This is a genomic window from Salipiger abyssi, assembly GCF_017311415.1.
GTDB lineage: Bacteria > Pseudomonadota > Alphaproteobacteria > Rhodobacterales > Rhodobacteraceae > Salipiger > Salipiger abyssi_A.
Window position 1 is genome coordinate 1 of sequence record NZ_JAEKIS010000008.1, and the last position, 19,695, is coordinate 19,695.

Consider the following 19,695-nt stretch of genomic DNA (forward strand, 5'->3'; position numbering starts at 1 on the left):
AGCGTGGCTTGCTGATGTCCTCGACCGTATCCACGATCACAAGATCAACCGCCTCGACGAACTGCTCCCGTGGAACTGGAAGTCGTAGGATCAGGCGACGGTATCAACCGGTCGGTTACGGTTGTTGGCGGCGGCCAGCGCATCCTGCGGAAAGGCCAGCGAGACCCCCGCCATGCCCTGCGCCTTAGTGCCGAAACCGGTCAGATACGTGCCGTTCGTCGCCCAGGCAGGCGCGGCGGCGCAGGCCGCGCACCAAATGGCCGCGCCCGCAAGCGCCTTATTCAATTTTCTCATGTTGCTCCTCCCATTTCAGCGCCATGCCCCTCGGTTGCGATATGCTGCCATCGGACATCGTGTGTGGCTGTCTCCACCTCACCCACACGCGATTTGCACTCGTTCGGCCTGAATTACCCCTCCCACGAACGGCCGGCGCCCCAAAAACCGTAATCACAATTTCTTTATTGCGCAACGAATTTCACAAATTGGAATTTTAAGGTCGGCGCGAGACCCACCTCCAAGGCTCCGAAATTACGAAACTATTCCTTTTATGAATGTTGAGTTGCTGAGAAATCATGCGTGTTTTTGCTCGAACCTCCCCGCCCGCCCCACGCGGCAGGGAGGAATCGCGCGCTTACTCCAGCGCCTGAGCCGCTGCGGAGGCAACCGGGTGAAACCCGCGCTGGTAGTAGTAGACCGGCGCGCCTTCGCTGACCTCGGCGGCGTCGACCCGCCCCACCAGGATCGTATGATCGCCGCTTTCATGAGCGGCGTGGCGCGCGCAGTGCAGCGTGACAAAGGCACCGCGCAGCTTAGGGATGCCGTGGATATCGGCCTCAAAAGCGTTGCCGCCGAATTTCTCGGCGCCGCGCCGGGCGAAGCGCATGGCAAGCTCGGTATGCGCCGCATCGACGATATGGATATTCCAGCGCCCGGCGGCCTGAAACGCCGCGTGGCAGTCGGCGCTGTCGGCCAGACAGACCAGCACCAGCGGCGGGTCGGCCGAGACGGAGCAGAAGGCGCTGGCGGTAAAGCCCCGCCACCGCCCGTCCGCATCGGTTGTGGTGACAATCGTCACGCCGCTGGGAAACGCCCCCATGGCCTTGAGAAACTGTTCTTTCGGGATCATGAACCCTCCTGTCGGGATCGGGCCGCACAGTGCCGGCCTATGTGTTGTCTTGCCGGTCCGCTGGGGTACAACGGGGACGGCAGTGCCGCACGGCCCGAAATAAAGGCCGCATGGCGGGAAAGGACGAAAGATGCAGGCAGACCCGGCAAAGACGCGCCCCGCGTCGGGCGAACGCGTGACGATGATCGGCGATGCCGCAATCGAGGTGCTGGCCAGCAAGGGCAGCCGCGGGCTCACCCATCGCGCGGTGGACCTGCACCTGAGCTGGCCCGAGGGCACGACGAGCCGCTATTTCCGCACCCGCGACGCGCTGCTGACGGCGGTGGTGCAGCGGCTGATCGAGGTCGAGGTCTCCGATATCGACGCCTGGCGCGGTGCCGCCGAGACCGACGGCCCTATCACCCGGCGCCGCATCGCGCGGGTTCTGGCCAATGCGCTGCGCCACTGGGTCAGGGGCCGCACCCGCCAGCTCGCCCGCTACGAGCTCTCGCTCGAAGGGCTGCGCCGCCCGGCCGTGCATGATGCGCTGATCGCTGGCCGCAAGCAGCTCAACGGTATCGTGGCGCGGGCGCTGGAGGCGGACGGGTTTCCCGCCCCCGAGGCACAGGCGACGCTGCTGGTCTCTGCCATTGACGGGCTCTGCCATGATTACCTCCTGCATCCCGAGATCGCCGTGGATGCCCGCGATGTCGAAGACATGCTGATGCGCTGGCTCGACGCCGAACACGTCGCGCCCCGCAGCTAAGAAACGGGGCGTGTGGCTGGCACGCACCCGCCGCCACACACCCCGACACCGGTGGGGAGCCCCGCTTAGACGAAGGGGATATCGGGCTCCATCCCGGCCAGCACCCGGCCATAGAGCTCGGCATTGGTGCTGAACAGCAGGAAGGCATGGACCGAGATCGTACGGATATCGCGCAGGATCGCCGGCAGCGGATCCTTGAGATGGATCGCACTCGCACCCGAGCCCTGCTCGACGATCTCGCAGACCTCGCGGGCAAGCTTGATCGTCCAGGCAATGTCCGAGCGGCAGCGCACGCGGGTTTCCATATCCCACGCCGCGCCGGTGGCCATATGCTCATCGACGATCCCGGTCAGCCGCGCGGCATGGAATTCCGCCTGATCCAGCTTCGCCGTCGCCTCGGCCAATTGCAGATGCGTGACCGCCGCCTCGGACTGTTTGGAATAGCTGGTATAGGTGATGCCGCGCTTGCCGATCCGCTCCTTGAAGAGCCGCAGCGCCTTGCGCGCCAGCCCCAGCGGCGTGCCCGTCGAGACGGCGCACATGATCGGCACGAAGGGCTGCCGGTAATACGGATTTTCCGAGATCGACGAAGGCCGGCCCTTGCCGTGCACGATATCCATGAAGGGCACGGTGCGGTGATCGGGCACAAAGGTTTCCGGCAGCCGCACCGCGTTCGAGCCGGTGCCGATGAAGCCCGAGACATGCCAGTCGTCCTCGACCTCAAAGGCCTCCTTGGGGATCAGGCAGGCGATGGGCGGGCCACCCTCCTCCGGCATCATCGGCGCAAAGATCCAGCCGGCGTGATGCTGGCCCGAGGCAAAGGCATACCGCCCGGTAACCAGATAGCCGCCCTCGGTGCGACGGCCCTTGCCGCTGGGGGCGAACACCCCGGCAGAGCGCGGCTTGTCGCTGGCGAGGACCTCCTCGATCGCCTGATCGCCAAAGGCGCAGATCATGTGCCCCACGGCGTTGTAGATGCAGGCCACCCACGACGCCGAGGCATCGGCCTCGGCCAGCGCCGCATAGGTTTCAAGCTGCTCGCTGGTCGTGGCCTGGCTGCCGCCGTAAGACCGGGGCAGCGTCATCTTTTCGAGCCCGCCGGCAAAGATCGCCTCGACGGCGGCATCCGCCGGGCGCCGCAATTGCAGCGTCTCGGGCGCGCTCGCCGCGATGGGATCCGCCGCCGCCTCTGCGTTTTGGACAAGCGTCATGGATCCGACAGTGTCGGTGAATTGCTGGTTCATAGTCTCCTCCCAAATCTGCCCGAGGCCAGCCGCCATCGGGGCAAAACGCTACACCTGTAGCGATTCCGAAGTTAGGCGGGAGAAGATGATCGCGCAATAGATTTTTTGCCCCTCGGGATGCGGCAGATGCGGAAGGCACACGCGATGCCTTCCGCAAAGGGCTGCGAAGCGTCACCCCTTGGCGGCCATGAAGCTGGCGATCAGGTTGCCGTAAAACGGCAGATGCGCGCCCATGTTTTCGGCCAGCGCCTGCCCGGTGGGCTTGCGCCAGTCGGCCTGCAACTCGGCGGCCACCGCGACCCAGGTGATCGGCTTGACACCGCCCTGCACCATGCGGGCGACGGCGACTTCCTGCACCAGCTTGTTCCAGGTGCCCGACGCGTCGATCACCGCGTAGACGTCATAGCCCGCCTGCACTGCCGAGAGCGCCACGAAGGCCACGCAGACCTCGGTCGAGACACCCGCCACGATCAGCTTCTTGCGCCCGGTCTTTTCGACCTCGGCAACGAAATCGGCATTGTCCCAGGCGTTGATCTCGCCGGGGCGCTGGATCACCGGCGCGTCCGGCAGATGGCCGGTGATGACCGGCAGCACCGGGCCATTCGGCCCGTCCTCGGCAGAAGTGGTGATCACCGTCGGCAGGCCAAAAGACTTCGCCGTCTTGGCGAGCCCTTCGACGGCGGTCAGAAATTCCGGGACGCTCTGGTCCTGCACACCGTTGGACAGGCCAGTCTGGTGATCCACCAGCAGGACGGCGGCGTTTTCCGGGGTCAGTCTCTCATTGCTCATAATGCTTTCCTTCCTTGTCGTGAGCGCAGGGTTTCAGGCCCCGTCCGGGCGGCTCACAGACCCGGCGGGGATGTCGCGCCAAATGGACCTATCGGTCCACAATGGCCAAATTTTTAGTCGAGCGCGCCCAGATAGGCCGCGAGCGCGTCTTCGAGCGCGGGGTGGGCACAGCGCGCGCGCGCCAGCACCTGAAAACCGGCGAAGGCGGTCAGCAGCATCCGCCCCAAGCGCCTAGGATCATGCGCGGCGTTGATCTCGCCCGCTGCCTGCCCGCGCGCCACGGCCTCGGCAAAGTGCTCCTCGATAAAGCGAAAATCCGACTCGACCCGCGTATGCACCACCGGATCATGCGGCGACATTTCCACCGCCTGGTTCACGCTCATGCAGCCGCGCGAAACGTCTCCCACCTCCACAGCACCGATGACAGAGCGAAAGAACGCCTCGATGCCGGCACGCGCGCTGTCTTGCGACAGATAGCGCAGCATCTCGGACCGCCGCGCCTCGCGATAGGTATCGAAGGCGGCAAGGAACAGCCCGTGCTTGTCGCCGAACCCGCCATAAAGGCTGCTCTTGCTCAGTTTGGTCGCCGCAAGCAGATCCTGAAGCGAGGTTGCGTCGTAGCCCTTGGTCCAGAAAACCGTGAGCGCCGCGTCGAGCACCTGCTGTGTGTTGTATGCCTGTGGCCGCGCCATGGGTGTTGTCCTCTGCCGTCCCGCGACCCTACGCCCGCGACAGGACCGGGTCCAGAGACGGGCATCTCTTCTGGTAACAGGGATAATGATTCCGGACTGAATGGTCCACAATAAATCGACCGAGCGACATCACGGGTTCGTGATAGCGTCTCAGTCTGATCGCCACCAGGAAAACACCGCCGGCCCGCGCGCATTGAGTGCAGCACCCGTCCTGTCCAACGCCGCCCCGATTGCAGCCTCTTCCGCGCCGAGCGCACGCAGCAGCATCGTTACCGTCTCGTGAATAAACCCCTCGCCCCCTGCCCCGCCGGCAATGCGCTTGAGAGCGGCAAATGTGATGCCGACGCAGATCCAGGCGGCGTTGTCCACATCCGTGATGCGGAAAGCACCACGGGCCCGCCCCTCGCGGAGATCGGCGAGGATGTATTGCAGCAAGAGGTTGTCCTGCGGCAGCTCCTGAATATGGCTGGTGAAGGCGGCAAAGCTGCGGTCGCTCAAACCGCGATAGAGAAACAGCTGAAACCCCATCGCCACCCGCTCGACCGGCGCGGACAGCGGGCTGTAGACCTCTTCCATATCGAGGATCATCTGCCGCGCCAGATCCGCGCCATGGGCAGAGACCGCATCTTCTAGCGACGGGAAATACTTGTAGAACGTGCCCTTCGAGATGCTCGCCACCTTGAGGATGTCGTCCAGCGTCGCCGGGATTTCCTTCGGGCCAGGGTAATGCGCGCCGACCACCGAGAGGATCTGCTGCCGCCGCCGTTCGCGCCGCATCTGCGCGACGCGCGGGCGGTGATCGTGCTTTTCCGGTTGTTCCTCGCCCATCGCCGCGCCTGCTCTCCGCTCGCTTCGACCTCTCATAAGCCATGCCGCCACGAGGGTCCATCGGGGCGGGATTCGCGACGCCTGCCAGCAAGGGCGCACAGCGCTGTATCCCCAAGCTGCTGATATTTTCCAAAAAACAACAAAATAAAGAAATTGTTTGACGGATCGTCACGCCAGTGCGAGCCTAAAGTCATACTGACCTTCAAGTTCATTTTGAAAGTCAGGCGGGAGACGGACCCGCGCCGACCCAGTCAAGGAGCCGGCGGCGGGGACGAGGGAGGAAGGACATCAATGACCCAAACGCTCAAGCTCAGGACGATTCTGTCCGCGCTTCCGGGGGCCGTGCGGCTGGCCGCCCGGCTGCTCGATCCGGTGAAGGCACATCTGGAAACCGGCAATCACACGGTGCAGCTGCGCCTGCGCGACGGCAGCCTCAGCCGCCACATCACCTTCAAAAAAGGCAAGATCACCGCCGGTTGGGGGCGGCATGAGGCGCCCGATGCCGAGATCGTCTTCATGGACACATCCACGGCGCTGAAGATGCTCCAGCCCAAGACGGATTACGCCTTCCTCATCGACGCGCTGAAGAACTTCAAGATCACCCAGACCGGCGACGACGCGGTGCTGCTCTGGTTCGGCCAGCTCGTCGATACGATCAACACCGCCAGCATGAAGCGCGGCACCAAGATGCCCGACGGCACCATGCGCTATACCAACCTCACCAATGGCGGGCCGCTCTTCGTCTATGTGAAAGACGGCAAGATCCTGCGGACCACGCCCATCGACCTCGCCGAGGACGACGCCGAAAGCTGGACGCTGGAGGCGCGCGGGCGCAGCTTCACCCCACGCCGTCAGGCAACGCTCAGCCCGCATGCGCTGGGGATGAAAAGCCAGGTCTATTCCGACAAGCGCATCCTCCACCCGATGAAGCGGGTCGACTGGGATCCGAACGGCGAGCGCAACCCTCAGAACCGCGGCAAATCCGGCTATGAGCGGATCAGCTGGGACGAGGCCTTCGACCTCGTCGCCTCGGAAATCCGCCGGATGAAGACCGAGTACGGCCCCGGCGCCATCGCCGCGGCACCTCCCGCGCATCACCAATGGGGCAATCTCAACTACTGGCTGAGCGCGCTTCTGCGCTTTTCCAACCTCATCGGCGCGACGCGGGTCGAGTTCAGCCCGATCAGCTGGGAAGGCTGGTACTGGGGCGCGACCCATCATTTCGGCAACAGCATCCGGCTCGGCCTGCCGGGCTTTTACGGCACGGTGCAGGATTGCCTCGATCATGCCGAGCAGATCGTTTTCTGGGGCAGCGACCCGGAGACGACCAATGGGATCTATGCCGGGTTCGAAGGCACCGAGCGGCGGCTCTGGGCCAAGGAGCTGGGGATCGAGTTCATCCATATCGACCCGCACAAGACCGCCACCGCGCAGCTCTTGGGCGGCACCTGGGTGCCGGTCCGCCCGGGCACCGACGCGGCGCTGGCCATCGCGATCATGCATGAATGGATGGAGAGCGGCAGCTACGACAAGGACTATGTCGCCACCCGCACCACCGGCTTTGACGAATGGGAGGCCTATGTGCTGGGCCACGAGGACGGCGTGCCGAAAACCCCCGAATGGCAGGAAGAGGAAACCGGCGTGCCCGCCCATGTGGCCCGCGCGCTGGCCAGGCAATGGGCGGGGAAAAAGACCTATCTCGCCGCCGGGGGCCTTGGCGCCGGGTTCGGCGGGCCCTGCCGGGGCGGCGGCGGCGCGCAATGGGCGCGCGCCATGGTCATGCTGATGGCGATGCAGGGCTGGGGCAAGCCAGGGATCAATTTCGGCAACCTCCAGATGGGCGCACCGCAGGATTACAATTTCTACTTCCCCGGCTATGCGGATGGCGGCATCTCGGGCGACGTGGTCAACAGTGCCAGCGTCATGCACAACTATGTGCGCATGCCGCATATCGTCACCATCAACCCGGTGAAACAGGCGATCCCGCGCCAGCGGCTGGCCGATGCCATCGTGACCGGCAAGGCCGAGGGCTACTACTGGGACGGGTTCTCGGCCGAGGGCCAGTTCGTCAAGATGGAATACCCGCGCCCCGGCTTTTCGCCCGTGCATATGTATTACCGCTACGGCGCCTCGTCGCTGGGCACGGTGCCGGGCTCGAACCGCATGGTCGAGGCCTATCGCCACGAGAGTCTCGAAACGGTCGTCACGCAGGCGATCTGGATGGAGAACGAGGCGCAGTTCGCCGATATCATCCTGCCCGCCTGCACCTCTTTCGAGCGCGACGACATCTCGGAAAGCGCCAATTGCGCGGGCTATATCCATCACAACCAGAGCCAGCTCAATCACCGCGTGATCGTGATGCAGCACAAGGCCATCGAGCCGCTGGGCGAGTCGAAATCCGACTACCAGATCTTTGCCGGGATCCTGACACGGCTCGGCATGGGCGCGATGTTCACCGAGGGCGGCTGTTCCGATCTGACCTGGTGCAAGCGGATCTTCGAGTCGACCGATCTGGCGGACAAGATCAGCTGGAAGGCGTTTCTCAAGAAGGGCTACTACATCGTGCCCACCCCCGCCGATCATGCGCAGCAGGAGGTGGATATGCGCTGGTTCGCCGAGGGCCGCACCAAGAACCTGCCCGAACCGAACCCGCTTCCGGCGGTCTACAGCCAGGGCTTCGGGCAAGGGCTCGGCACCCAATCGGGCAAGTTCGAGTTTGTGCCCGGCTCGCTGAAACGGCTGGGCGATCTCGACCCGGCACGCCCCGCGGTCAACCGCTACATGCGCCCGCCCAACACGACGACCAAGGCCGGAGACTCGCCCTGGCCCCTGCAACTCATCACCGCGCATCCGCGCTACAGCTTCCACACCCAGTCGGACGGCAAGAACAGCGCGGTCAACGAGATCGCCGATCACCGCGTGTTGGTCGACGGCCACCGCTACTGGATCGTGCGGATGAACCCCGAGGATGCCGCCGCGCGCGGCGTCGCCGACGGCGAGCTGGTCAAGGTGCATAACGACCGGGGCGCCGTGCTCTGCGCCGCGCGGGTGACGCCGCTGATGGCGCGCGGGGTGATCGGCTCCTGGGAATCCTGCGCCGAATACGATCCCGTCGACACGCCTGACGGGCCGGTGGATCGCGGCGGATGCCTCAACCTGCTGACCCCCGCCCGGACCATGAGCCGCATGGCCGACGGGATCACCCCCAATAACTGTCTCATCCAGATCACCCGCTGGGCGGATGTGAACGCCACCGAGGAGGCCGCCGCATGAGCGCGAAATGGACCCTGACCGTGGATCTCGATCTTTGCGTGAACTGCCACAACTGCGTGCTGGCCACCAAGGACGAGCATATCGGCAACGACTTCCCCGGCTATTCCGCCGCCCAGAGCGGCGCCGGGGTCGACACGATCCGCATAGACAAGCATCAGCGCGGCAGCGGTACGCAGGTCGAGCTGACCTATGTGCCGCGCATGTGCGGCCATTGCGACGATGCCCCCTGTCTCAAGGCCGACACCACCGGCGCGCTGCGCAAGCGCGAAGACGGGATCGTGCTGCTCGACCCGGAACAGGCACACGCACCGGGGCTGGAGGCGCTCTGCCCCCTCGGCATGATCCGGCGCGACGCAGGCACGGGTGCGGCGCATCTGTGGAGCTTCGACGCACATCTGCTCGATACAGGATGGGAGATGCCGCGCGCCGTGCAGGCCTGCCCGACCTCGGCGCTGCAATGCGCAAAGCTCGACAATGACGCGCTGGCGCAGCGGGTGGCGCGTGACGGGCTTGAGGTTTTTCCCGGCATGGAGGCAGCGAAACCGAGGGTCTATTACAAGAACATGCAGCGGCTCACCCATGCGCTTGTGGCCGGCACGGTCTTGCAGGAGACAGACGGGCGGCCTGACTGCGCGGCGGGCATCACCGTTGCCTTGCACGAGGACGGCAAGGAACGGGCACGCACCGTGACCAACGGATTCGGCGAGTTCGCCTTTGCCGAGATCCCGCCGCAGGTCAACCGGATCGAGCTGCGCCTCTCGACACCGGACGGCGCGGAAAAAACGGTTCCGCTGGAGCTGTCGCACCCGCATCCGGTCGAAATCCGCCTCTGAACAGACGCAGGCCCTGCCCAAGGCCAGGCGTGCGTGATTCCCATCGGATCGCGCCTGCCCAGCAGGGTACGGGCAGATTCCCGCCGCACAGAGCCCGATGCGCCCGGCTCTCATCCGGCGATATGTCAGCCGGCACAAAGCTTTGATATCAAAGAAAATCCACTTCCCGGCCCGACCGTTCCAGAACGGTCGGGCTCGGTGTCGTACCCGCCTACCCAAGATCGGGATTGACAATTTTCCATTAAATTACAATTTTGGAAAATATGGAGATGCGGCGACCAACGCATCTCTCCCGGCCCCGGAGGAGGAGGCCGGCAATTCTGGGAGGAAAACATGAAGGGTCTTAAGGGTAAGACAGCCATTGTCACCGGCGGTGCCAATGGTATCGGGAAGGCGTTTGTCATGCGCCTTGCCGAAGAGGGCGCCAATGTGGTGATCGCCGATATCGCCCCGGCAGAAGAGGTCGTGGCAGAGGCGGAAAAGCTGGGCGTCAAGGCGCTGGCCATCCATTGCGACATGTCCTCGGGCGAGAGCATCGCCGCGATGGGCCAGCAGGTTGCCGACGAGATGGGCGGCTGCGACATCCTCGTCCACAACGCCGGTATCTATCCGGCGCAGCTTTTCGAAGAAATGTCCTTTGACGACTGGCGCCGGGTGCTGACAATCAATCTCGACTCGATCTTTCATCTGACCAAGGCGGTTTTGCCGGGCATGAAGGAAAAGGGCTGGGGACGGATCATCGCGATCTCCTCGACCACCTTCCACTCGGGTCTCGCCTATAACAGCCATTACAGTGCCTCCAAGGCCGGGCTGATCGCCTTTGCACGCGCCCTCGCCTCGGAAAGCGGCGAGTTCGGCATCACCGTGAACACCATCGCGCCCGGCCTCGTGCGCACGCCCACCACCGAAGGCGGCCCGCAATCGCAATGGTTCGACATGCTGGCACAGCAACAGGCGATCAAGCGCACCGAGACACCCGCCGACCTTGTCGGGCCGATGGCGTTCCTCGCCTCCGACGACGCCGCTTTCGTCACTGGGCAGACCCTGCTCGTGGATGGCGGCTGGCGCTTCGTCTGACCATCCCCCCTGCCCCGCTCCGGCGGGGCACATATCCACCGAAACCGGAAGGAGAACCGCCATGGGACGCGTTCAGGGAAAATCCGCCATCGTCACCGGCGCCGGCAGCGGCATGGGTCAGGCCCATGCCCGCGCGCTGGCCCGCGAGGGCGCGCAGGTCTTTGCCACCGATGTCAACGAGGAGGGGCTGGCCGAAACCCTGCGCCTCATCACCGAGGCGGGCGGCACGGCCAAGGTGCGCAAGCATGACGTCTCCAAGGAAGAGGACTGGGAGGCAGTCGTGGCCGAGGCCCTCGACGCCTTCGGCAAGATCGACATTCTGGTGAACAATGCCGGCGTCTACACCGTCGCCAATGCCGAGGACTGCACGCTCGACCAGTGGGATTTCGTGATGAATATCAACGCCCGCGGCACCTTCATGGGCGTGAGGGCGGTGATACCGCATATGAAGACCACGGGCGGCGGCGCGATCGTTAACGTGTCGTCGAATTTCGCCATGGTGGGCCGGCCCGGCTTTTCCATCTACTGCGCCTCGAAGGGCGCGGTGCGGCTCTTTACCAAGGCGGTCGCCGCCGAGGTGGCGGAGGACGGCATCCGGGTGAACTCGCTGCATCCCGGCGTGATCGCGACCCCGATGACGGCGGATCTGATTGCCACGCCGGAAGGGCTCGACCAGCTGCTCGGCGGCGCACCGCTGCGCCGCGCGGCGCAGCCGGAGGAGATCGCCAACGCGGTGCTCTACCTCGCCTCCGACGAGTCCCGCTTCATGATCGGTTCGGAGCTGGTCATCGACGGCGGCTATGCCAGCGTCTGAAACGAAACAGGAGGAGAGAGAAACATGACACATGAAAACCTGCCCGGGCGGCTGTTCCAGATGGGCATTGTCGTGCCCGACATGAAGGCCGCCATTGCCTATATGCAGACCACCATGGGCACGGGCCGCTTCATGACCCTGCCCGCCGAGCCGAAGGTGACCTGGTTTCGCGGCAATATGGAGGAGGTCTCCTACGAGATGGCCTTCGGCTATTTGGGCGATATGCAGATCGAGCTGATGATGCCGGTCTCCGGGCGCTCGACCTATGCCGAATATCTCGAACGCGTGCCCACAGGCGGGGTGCATCACCTCGGCTTCGAGGTCACCGAGTTCGACCCCGCCGTGGCGGAGATGGAGGCCCGTGGCTTCCAGGCGGTGCAGAAGGGCAGCTTTGGCGACACCCGCTTCAACTATTACGAACACCCCGACGATAAGGGCACGCTCGTCGAAATCCTCTATCTCGACAGCGCCGTGAAGGAGATGTTCGCCACAATCGCCGATCAGAGCTTCTGACCCGGCCCACCGCGCGGGGCGATGCGGAGTTGTTGCCGGATTGCCCCGCGTGTAGTTTGTCCTCCGGACGGCAGGCCGGTGGCTTGGAAGGGTAAGGCTCATGCAAAAGAAATCCGGCGAGACCGGCAGCAAGGCAACCGTCGCGGAAAGCGTCTACGACCGGATCCGTTGGGACATTATCCTCGGCATCCTGCCGCCGGGAAAGGTGCTGAAATCCGACTGGATGCGCGGGCAGTATTCGGTGGGCATCAGCCCGCTGCGCGAGGCACTGACCCGGCTCTCCTCCGAACGGCTGATCGTCGCCGAAAGCCAGCGCGGCTTTCGCGTCGCGCCGCTGGACGAGGACGAGGTGCAGGACGTGCTGAACACGCGCATCCTGATCGAGACGCAGGCGCTGCGCGATGCCATCGCCACCGGCGACGTCGCCTGGGAGGGGCGGATTCTGGCGGCTTATCATGTGCTCTCGCGCACGCCGATCCCGCAGCCGGGCGAGACCGGCTCTTTCGACTGGATCGAGGCGCACAAGGATTTCCACATGCAACTGCTCTCGGCGAGCAGCTCGCGCTGGCTGAAATATCTCGCCGGGCTTCTGTTCGATCAGTCCGAGCGCTACCGCGCCTTCCGCACAGCACACAGCGCCGAGGCGGCGCTGACTCGCGATGTCTCGCAGGAACACGAGCGCATCCTGAGCGCCTGCCTGGCCCGCGAGGCCGAGGAGGCCTGCGACGCGCTCGAAGCGCATTACCGCTCGACCTCGCAGGCGGTGATCAGCGATCTGCACGAGGGCAAGGCGCCGGAGATGTAAGGCCTCGAGCCAGACGCTCCCAAACACCGAGTGCTGATGTCGGCCGCGCCATCGTCGACCGGTGGCGTGGCGCCACGGCGGAACGCACCCCGCGACTTTGCAGGAGGCATGCCTTCGGCATGACGATGGCGCGTCTCTCGGCGTTTGCTTGCAAACGCCTGCCGGCAACACGTCGCTTGCGATGTGTGAGAGGCGGTTCCCCGCTCATGTAGGGTGGGCAATCTGCCCACCGCTCTCTTCAAGACCCGGCCCGCAATGCGGGCCGGGCACACACTCACGCAAAGACCGGATTCACATCCATATAGATGCGGTAATCGGCAATCTTGCCGTCCCGGCAGGTCCAGATATTGGCACAGGGCAAGGTGATCGACTGGCCGTCCTTGCGGTCATAGGTCACCCCCAGCTTCACGATCACCGTATCACCGCTTTCCCAGACATCCTGGATGTCATGGTGAATCCCGTCGATCCCGGCAAAGAAATCGCTCACCGCCTGCGCCGCCGCCTCGCGGCCGACCGCCGCCGGGAAATTGCCGAAGGTGAACGAGCCGTCCTCCGTCAGCAGTTCCGCAAACGCCTCGGGCTTCATCGCGTCGACCCGGCCAAAGACCGTCTCCGCCAGCTCTTTTCCGTTCATGATCTCTCCTCCCTCTCTCATGATCACTCCGGCAGTTGCGGCGGCGTCAGGAACTCCACCTGGTTGCGCCCGCAAACCTCGACGACCTTGTCGAAATCCTCGGGCGCAAGCCCGACGAGCCCCTCGAACATCTCGACGTAGCGGCTCTCGGGTTTCATCGCGAGGGTGAAGAGAATCCGCGCCGTCTTGTCGCCGGTGATGCGGAAACCATGGATCTTGCCGCGCGGCATATAGACGTGATCGCCCTCGCCCACATCGAACGCCTCGTCGCCGAGCTGAAAGCGCAGCGAGCCTTCCAGCACATAGATATACTCGTCCTCGTTGTGGTGGATGTGCAGCGGCACGCCGCCGCCCGGCGGTGCCACCTGGATAAAGGTCAGCAACTCGCCCTCGGGCTCGTTGACGATCTTCCAGACGAGATCCATCCCCATAAAGGAAATGACCTCCCCCGCATCCGCCGCGATATACTCTTTCGGTGCCGACATATGCTCCTCCTGTGCTCTGGTGTCGGTTTGGCCGTCTCAGTCGAGAAACCCTTCCGGCGGGGGCGTGCCCCACATATTGGCGCCGAGCTGGATATCCTCCCAGACCTTGCCGCTCTTTTGCGGAAATTCCTGGTGGTAGGGGCGCGGATCGTAGCAATCCAGCGCCTCATTCACCCGGTCCAGCTCGCAGAACAGCTCGATGATCTGCCCGTCGGCATTGCGGTGATAGGTCGAGATATTGTGCCCGATCCCATGCCGCACCGGCCCCCAGACCAGCGGAATGCGGTCCTGCGCCAGCCAGTCGCAGGCGTCGCGGATATGGGTCCAGTCGCGCAGCTCAAAGGCGATGTGGTGCATCTTGGTCTTCTGCCCCTGCACCAGATTGATGGTGTGGTGATCCGGGCCGCAGCGCAGGAAGGCAAAGAAATCGCCCATCCAGTCGCTGACCTTAAATCCCAGAACCTCGCAGTAGAATTTCACCGTCGATTGCACATCGGTGCAGTTATAGGCCACATGGCCCAGCTTGTTCGGCACGATGCCCTGCGGCTGAAACCCGATATTGGCGGTCTCGGCCGAGACGAAGGCCTCGATATTCGTGCCCTTGTTGTCGCTGAACACCAGCGCCTCGGAAATCGAGGGCTGCGGATCGGATTGGCGCTTGGCGCTCAGCCCATGGCTCTCGATCTGCCTGGCATACTCGCCCAGATCGGTGCCCGGCGGCAGCTGAAAACCCAGCGTGTCGCAGCGGGCTTCCGACCCCTTGCGCAGCACCACCGTGTGGTGATCGGCGCTGGCCGAGAGATAGGCGGCGGCGCTGTCGCGCGCGACGAGCGTCAGCCCCATGATTTTGGTGTAATGCTCGATCTGTGCGTCCAGATCGGGGGTTTCAAAGACCGCATAGACGATACGGTTGACGGTGATCATGAGTGTCCTCCCTCAGACGAATGTGTTTTCCAGCGTACCCAGCCCCTCGACGGTGACGCGTGCCACATCGCCGGGTTTGAGGAATTCCTGCGGATCGCGGCCAAAGCCCACGCCCGCCGGGGTTCCAGTGGCGATGATGTCGCCGGGCTCCAGTGTCATCATCCCGGCCAGATGCCGCAGGATGTCGGCGACGCCGAAGATCATCCGCCCGGTATTGGATTTCTGCTTCACCACACCGTTGACGGTCAGTTCGATGTCGAGATCGCCGGGGTCGGCCACATAGCGCGCCGGGGTGATCCAGGGGCCCGTGGGCTGGAACTTGTCCCAGGATTTCTGCATCACCCAGTCGATGCCCACGAAGGGCCGGTTGTGAATCCAGTCCCGCGCCGAAAGGTCGTTCAGCACGGTATAGCCCGCCACCGCCTCCAGCGGATCGCCCTTGTCCGAGGGGCCGTAGCGGCGGCCCATGACGATGCCCAGCTCCGCCTCCCAATCGTACATCTTGGCGCCCTCGGGCAGCGGAATCTCTTCGCCATGCGCGGCGAGACAGGTCTGCGGGCGCATGAAGCCGTAGGGAAACTCCGGCAGGTGGGTGACCTTCATCTCTTCGAGATGGTCGTGGTAATTGGTGCCGATGCAGACCAGCTTGCGCGGATTGGCGATGGGCGTCTCATAGGCCAGCGTTTCCGGGTCGAGCCCGTCACCGCTCACATTCTCGCAGGCGGTGGCGATCTCGTCCTCATAGTGCGGCCAGTCGGCAAAGACCGCCTCCAAGGTCTCAGGCGCCCTCTCGCCCAGAAGCGCGGCGAGCGTATGGGCACGGCCCGCCACGAGCACCATCGGTGTCGCCGAGCCGTCGATCCGCGCCGTTCCCAGCTTGTACTCCGTCATCGTGTTTGTCCTTTTCGTCATTTTCCGGGAACGGGCAGCCCAGCCGCCGAGGCGACAGCGGCGTAAAGCGAGGCGACATCGGTGTCGCCGTAACCGGCGGCGATGGCGCGGTCGTAAAGCGGTACGGCACTCGACAGCACCGGCATCGGGCAATCCGCATCGGCGCCCGCCGTCTCGATCAGGTGCAGATCCTTGGCCAGCATCGCGGTCGAACCCAGCACCTTGTCCCAGTCGCCACTGGCCATCCGGCCCGCCCGCGCCTGGAATTGCAGCGACGTGCCCGCTCCGCCGCGCAGCGCCTCGATCAGCCGCGCCTGGTCGAGCCCCATCTTGGCGCCAAAGGCCAGCGTCTCGGCGGTGGCCGCGAGATTGATCCCCACCAGCAGGTTGGCGCAGAGCTTGGCCTTCATCGCGGCGCCGAAACCGCCCATGTAAAACAGGTTCTCGGTCAGCGTCTCCAACACCGGGCGCGCCGTCTCGAACGCCGCCTCGTCACCGCTGAGCAGAAAGGTCGCGCTGCGCGCCGCCACCATCGGGGGCAGCCCGCTGATCGCGCCATCGAGCAGGACCCCGCCCTTTGCCTCGACCATCGCCGCCTCGCGCGCCTTGGCCGCTTCGGAAAGAGTGGAAAGCTCCACCACGATCTTGCCGGTGCAGTCGCCGCCGGCGATCCCCTCGGCGCCCGAGATCACCTCGGCCAGTGCGTCGTCGGACGGGATGCAGCACAGAATGATATCCGCCTGCTCCGCCACATCGCGCGGCGAATCCGCCATCTTCCCTCCGAGCGCGATGAAGTCCTCACCCGCGCTTCGCCGGTAGCCCAGCACCTCATGTCCGTGTGCGATCAGGTTCCTGGTCATCGGCAATCCCATATTGCCGAGACCGATCAGTCCAACCTTGCTCATGCCACTCCTCCTCCGGGCAGGCGTCGTTGTCGCGGGCGGCATTTGGTGCGCCCTATGTAGAGGCGTTCCAGACCGCTCTCCCCTGCAAAATCCGGAACACCGCGCCGCAGGATCTGCGGCGACTCGAGTCGATTATTGGAAATTATTTATAATTTCCAAATTATGGGTATCACCGGAAATCGGGAGCTGTCAACAAAGATACAGAAGAATCTGGACCGATTGTTCCAAATTATCGTGTGATCGGGGAAACCCGCTCACGGCGACCCTTTTCCATCCTCGAAAACCAGAGCGCGGCGCCCCTTTCCAGAGACGCCGCGCTTCTGTTTCTACCGCAAGAAATCGCCAGTTTCTTAGTGCGACATCAGCACCGGAACACGCGCACTGCGCAGCACCTCATGGGTCACACCGCCGAACATGTCCTGCGAAAATTTGCTGTGCTCATAAGCGCCCATCACAATGAGCTTCGCGCCGATCTCGTCTGCTGTGGCCTCGATAAGCTGGGCGATGCTCTGATGCCGGGGCCGCTTGTGCAGATGCAGCGCCTCGACATCGTGGCGTTGCAGATGCGTGACGATCCCCCCACCGGGCGGCGGCGCCTCGGGCTCGGCGCCCACGGTCAGCACGGTGACCCGGCGGCGGTCGGTCTCGAAAATCGCCATCGCGTCATTGAGCGCCCGGGCTGCCGAGCGCTTGCCGTCCCAGGCGACGAGCGCGTGATCGGCCAAACCCGGCGCGTTATAACCATCGGGCACGATCAGCACCGGGCGCCCGCTGCGCAGCGCCAGCATGTCGGGGCTGGCGGCGCGATGTTCTTCGTTGGGCAGATGCGACTGCGCGCCTGTCACCACCAGATCGTAGCTACGCGCGATCTGGCTCGGCGGCAAACTCCCCACCTCCCCCGGATCGAGAAACGCCACCCGCTCCGACAGCCCGGCCAGCGCCGCCTCTTCGTGGAAAAGCGCAATCGCCGCCTGCATGTCGTCGCTCTCGACCGTCTCCAGCTTTGCCCGCAGCTCTCCCGACAGCCCGGCGCCGTAGCGGTCGATATAGGAGGGACCGTTGCGGAACACGCCGGTGAGCCAGCCATCGTGCTGGCGGACGATCTTCAGCGCGTGGCGCAGGCTGCTGAGAAAGGCGGCCTCGCCGCTATAGGCCAGAAGGATGTTCCGGAATGCCATATGCGTCTCTCCCCCGCCTCAATGCCCGTTCTCGGGATGCGGCGCGCGCGCCAGCTCGGCCCGGCCCAGCCGCCAGAGCAGCGCCAGCGCCACGAAACCCGCTGCGTTGATCCAGAGCGTCCTGTCGCCGCCCACCCCCGGCGGCAGCAGCAGCGCCACACCGGCAAGCCCGGTCAGCACCCGGCGCAGCGCCCCGGTCGGCCCATGCAGCCAGCCCACGAACGCCGCCGAGATCGCATAGACCCCCAGCACCGCCGTCACCACCGCCAGCGCGATCTGCATCGGCTCACCGATCAGCAAGAGCGCCGGCGAGAAGACGAAGAGGAAGGGCACGATATACGCGGTCCAGCCAAAGCGCATGGATTCCCAGGCGGTGGCCATGGGCGGCGCCTTGGCGATGGCGGCGGCAAAGAACGCGCCGATGCCGATGGGCGGCGTCACCATGGACATCATCCCGAGGTAGAAAATGAAGAGATGGGCCGCAATAGGCTCGACTCCCGACTGCACCAGCGAGGGCGCGATCAGCACCGCCAGCAGCAGGTAGACCCCCACCGTCGGCATGCCCATGCCCAGCACCAGGCAGACCACGGCAGAGATCAGCAGCAGCGTCAGCAGGCTGCCCTTGCCCAGCCCCACCAGCGCGAAGGTGGCGGCAAAACCGAGGCCCGTGACGTTCAGCACGCCGATGATGAACCCCGCCGCCGCCGAGATCATGATGATATCGACAATGGAAAAGCCGGTCTCCTGCGCCGCGCTCCAGAGCTCGCGCAGCTTCATCCGGGTGGCGCCGTAGCCGGTGGTGAGCCCGATCCCCAGCGCCATCGCCCCGCCCCAGAGCGCGGCGGTCTCGGCGCGCTGGTTGAACCAGAAGAGCGCCGCGACAATGGCCGCGAAAGGCAGGATAAAGACCCAACCCTTGCCCAGAACGGCGCGCGTGGCGGGAATGTCCTCGGTATCCAGCGGACGGATCTGCTGCTTCGCCGCCTGAAGATCGGCCTGCGCAAAGAGCGCCACGTAGTAGAGCAGCGCCGGCACGATGGCGGCCACGACGATCTCGGAATAGGGTTTTTGCAGGATATCGGCCATCAGGAAGGCCACCGCCCCCATCACCGGCGGCGCGATCTGCCCGCCGGTCGAGGCCACGGCCTCCACCGCAGCGGCGGTGGTGCGGCGAAAGCCCGACTGCACCATGAGCCGGATCGTCACCACGCCGGTGGCGACGATATTCGACACCACCACGCCCGAGATCGACCCGAAAAGCCCCGAGGCCACGATCGAGATCTTGGCCGCGCCGCCGCGCTGCCGGCCCATGGTGGCCATGGCGATATCGTTGAAGAACTCCGCCCCGCCCGAGCGCAGCAGGAGCTGGCCAAAGAGCACGAAGGCCACCACCACCGTCGCCGCCACGTTCAGCGTCAGCCCCAGCAGCCCGTTGGGATCGAAGGCGAGATAGACCGCCATGCGCTCCGGCGCGACCTGGCGGGTTTGCAGCACGCCCGGCACCAGATGCCCGATCAGCCCGTAGCCGACGATGACCGCGACCACGATGACCAGCGTCCAGCCCACCGTGCGCCGCAGCCCCTCCAGCACCAGCAGGAACAGCGCGGCCCCGGTGATCAGCGCGTCGGCGGGCAGGCTCATGGCACGCGACACGAGGCCCGGATAGGCCACAGCCACGTAGAGCCCCAGCCCGAGCCCCGCCAGCGCCAGCAGCCAGTCGAGCGGCGCGCCGGGGCGGTCCTGCTTGCGGGCGGGTTTGGTCAGGAACACCAGCGCGAGGCTGAGACCCAGCACCAGCGCGAGGAACTGCTCGGTGTAATAGGAATAGCCCAGCCGCGAGGGCAGGTCGGCGGCCTGAAACACGGTCAGAACCGTGAGCAGGCCCGCGAGGATCCCGACGATCAGCGGTTTGGACTCGGTGCCGGTCTGATGGTCCACG

The 19,695-nt window shown here is 64.8% G+C and carries 21 protein-coding genes; 8 read left to right on the plus strand and 13 right to left on the minus strand.

Going from position 1 to position 19,695, the window contains the following annotated elements; genetic code table 11:
- Positions 1 to 88 (plus strand): transposase domain-containing protein (locus I6N89_RS12425; protein ID WP_207018952.1); only part of this gene is annotated, 88 nt, incomplete at its 5' end.
- A 2-nt stretch (positions 89 to 90) separates the two neighbouring features.
- On the opposite strand, the gene I6N89_RS12430 is transcribed toward I6N89_RS12425, so the two are convergent.
- Positions 91 to 294 (minus strand): hypothetical protein, encoded by a 204-nt coding sequence (locus tag I6N89_RS12430; protein ID WP_207018765.1) that lies wholly within the window; start codon positions 292 to 294, stop codon positions 91 to 93.
- A 337-nt stretch (positions 295 to 631) separates the two neighbouring features.
- Entirely contained in the window at positions 632 to 1,126 is a 495-nt protein-coding gene (locus I6N89_RS12435; protein WP_207018766.1) for a flavin reductase family protein, read from the minus strand.
- Between the two features lie 130 nt (positions 1,127 to 1,256).
- Between I6N89_RS12435 and I6N89_RS12440 the strand changes: the two genes are divergently transcribed.
- Complete coding sequence (locus I6N89_RS12440; protein ID WP_207018767.1) at positions 1,257 to 1,871, plus strand: TetR/AcrR family transcriptional regulator; 615 nt, start codon at positions 1,257 to 1,259, stop codon at positions 1,869 to 1,871.
- A 65-nt stretch (positions 1,872 to 1,936) separates the two neighbouring features.
- On the opposite strand, the gene I6N89_RS12445 is transcribed toward I6N89_RS12440, so the two are convergent.
- The 4 genes from I6N89_RS12445 to I6N89_RS12460 form a co-directional block, all read right to left on the minus strand.
- On the minus strand, positions 1,937 to 3,115 hold the full coding sequence (locus I6N89_RS12445; RefSeq protein WP_207018768.1) for an acyl-CoA dehydrogenase family protein: 1,179 nt from the start codon (positions 3,113 to 3,115) through the stop codon (positions 1,937 to 1,939).
- Positions 3,116 to 3,286: 171 nt separating this feature from the next.
- A complete protein-coding gene (locus tag I6N89_RS12450) occupies positions 3,287 to 3,904 on the minus strand; it encodes an isochorismatase family protein (RefSeq protein ID WP_207018769.1) in 618 nt (205 codons plus the stop codon).
- A 113-nt stretch (positions 3,905 to 4,017) separates the two neighbouring features.
- A complete protein-coding gene (locus I6N89_RS12455; protein ID WP_207018770.1) occupies positions 4,018 to 4,596 on the minus strand; it encodes a TetR/AcrR family transcriptional regulator in 579 nt (192 codons plus the stop codon).
- 150 nt (positions 4,597 to 4,746) lie between these two features.
- Entirely contained in the window at positions 4,747 to 5,424 is a 678-nt protein-coding gene (locus I6N89_RS12460) for a TetR/AcrR family transcriptional regulator (protein WP_207018771.1), read from the minus strand.
- Between the two features lie 291 nt (positions 5,425 to 5,715).
- Here I6N89_RS12460 and I6N89_RS12465 point away from each other — a divergent pair, with 291 nt between their 5' ends.
- From I6N89_RS12465 to I6N89_RS12490, 6 genes are all read left to right on the plus strand, one after another.
- Positions 5,716 to 8,697 (plus strand): molybdopterin-dependent oxidoreductase, encoded by a 2,982-nt coding sequence (locus tag I6N89_RS12465; RefSeq protein ID WP_207018772.1) that lies wholly within the window; start codon positions 5,716 to 5,718, stop codon positions 8,695 to 8,697.
- On the plus strand, positions 8,694 to 9,530 hold the full coding sequence (locus I6N89_RS12470) for a 4Fe-4S dicluster domain-containing protein (protein WP_207018773.1): 837 nt from the start codon (positions 8,694 to 8,696) through the stop codon (positions 9,528 to 9,530). Before I6N89_RS12465 ends, I6N89_RS12470 begins: the two co-directional genes overlap by 4 nt.
- 333 nt (positions 9,531 to 9,863) lie before the next feature.
- On the plus strand, positions 9,864 to 10,607 hold the full coding sequence (locus I6N89_RS12475) for an SDR family NAD(P)-dependent oxidoreductase (RefSeq protein WP_207018774.1): 744 nt from the start codon (positions 9,864 to 9,866) through the stop codon (positions 10,605 to 10,607).
- 61 nt (positions 10,608 to 10,668) lie between these two features.
- Positions 10,669 to 11,421, plus strand: a complete 753-nt coding sequence (locus I6N89_RS12480; protein ID WP_207018775.1) for an SDR family NAD(P)-dependent oxidoreductase — start codon at positions 10,669 to 10,671, stop codon at positions 11,419 to 11,421.
- 24 nt (positions 11,422 to 11,445) lie between these two features.
- Positions 11,446 to 11,934, plus strand: coding sequence for a VOC family protein (locus tag I6N89_RS12485; RefSeq protein ID WP_207018776.1), 489 nt, complete (start codon positions 11,446 to 11,448; stop codon positions 11,932 to 11,934).
- Positions 11,935 to 12,034: 100 nt separating this feature from the next.
- Positions 12,035 to 12,739 (plus strand): GntR family transcriptional regulator, encoded by a 705-nt coding sequence (locus tag I6N89_RS12490; RefSeq protein ID WP_207018777.1) that lies wholly within the window; start codon positions 12,035 to 12,037, stop codon positions 12,737 to 12,739.
- 274 nt (positions 12,740 to 13,013) lie between these two features.
- Here I6N89_RS12490 and I6N89_RS12495 read toward each other — a convergent pair whose 3' ends face one another.
- The 7 genes from I6N89_RS12495 to I6N89_RS12525 form a co-directional block, all read right to left on the minus strand.
- Positions 13,014 to 13,373: a nuclear transport factor 2 family protein gene (locus I6N89_RS12495; protein ID WP_207018778.1), complete on the minus strand. Its 360-nt coding sequence runs from the start codon at positions 13,371 to 13,373 to the stop codon at positions 13,014 to 13,016.
- Between the two features lie 23 nt (positions 13,374 to 13,396).
- Positions 13,397 to 13,858 (minus strand): cupin domain-containing protein, encoded by a 462-nt coding sequence (locus I6N89_RS12500; protein ID WP_207018779.1) that lies wholly within the window; start codon positions 13,856 to 13,858, stop codon positions 13,397 to 13,399.
- 36 nt (positions 13,859 to 13,894) lie between these two features.
- Positions 13,895 to 14,782, minus strand: a complete 888-nt coding sequence (locus tag I6N89_RS12505) for a VOC family protein (RefSeq protein WP_207018780.1) — start codon at positions 14,780 to 14,782, stop codon at positions 13,895 to 13,897.
- Between the two features lie 12 nt (positions 14,783 to 14,794).
- Positions 14,795 to 15,673: a fumarylacetoacetate hydrolase family protein gene (locus I6N89_RS12510; protein ID WP_207018781.1), complete on the minus strand. Its 879-nt coding sequence runs from the start codon at positions 15,671 to 15,673 to the stop codon at positions 14,795 to 14,797.
- A 17-nt stretch (positions 15,674 to 15,690) separates the two neighbouring features.
- Positions 15,691 to 16,578, minus strand: coding sequence for an NAD(P)-dependent oxidoreductase (locus I6N89_RS12515; RefSeq protein WP_207018782.1), 888 nt, complete (start codon positions 16,576 to 16,578; stop codon positions 15,691 to 15,693).
- Between the two features lie 350 nt (positions 16,579 to 16,928).
- Complete coding sequence (locus I6N89_RS25455) at positions 16,929 to 17,756, minus strand: universal stress protein (RefSeq protein WP_236016594.1); 828 nt, start codon at positions 17,754 to 17,756, stop codon at positions 16,929 to 16,931.
- A gap of 18 nt (positions 17,757 to 17,774) precedes the next feature.
- Positions 17,775 to 19,694: a TRAP transporter permease gene (locus tag I6N89_RS12525; protein ID WP_207018783.1), complete on the minus strand. Its 1,920-nt coding sequence runs from the start codon at positions 19,692 to 19,694 to the stop codon at positions 17,775 to 17,777.
- Between the last annotated feature and the right edge of the window lies 1 nt (position 19,695).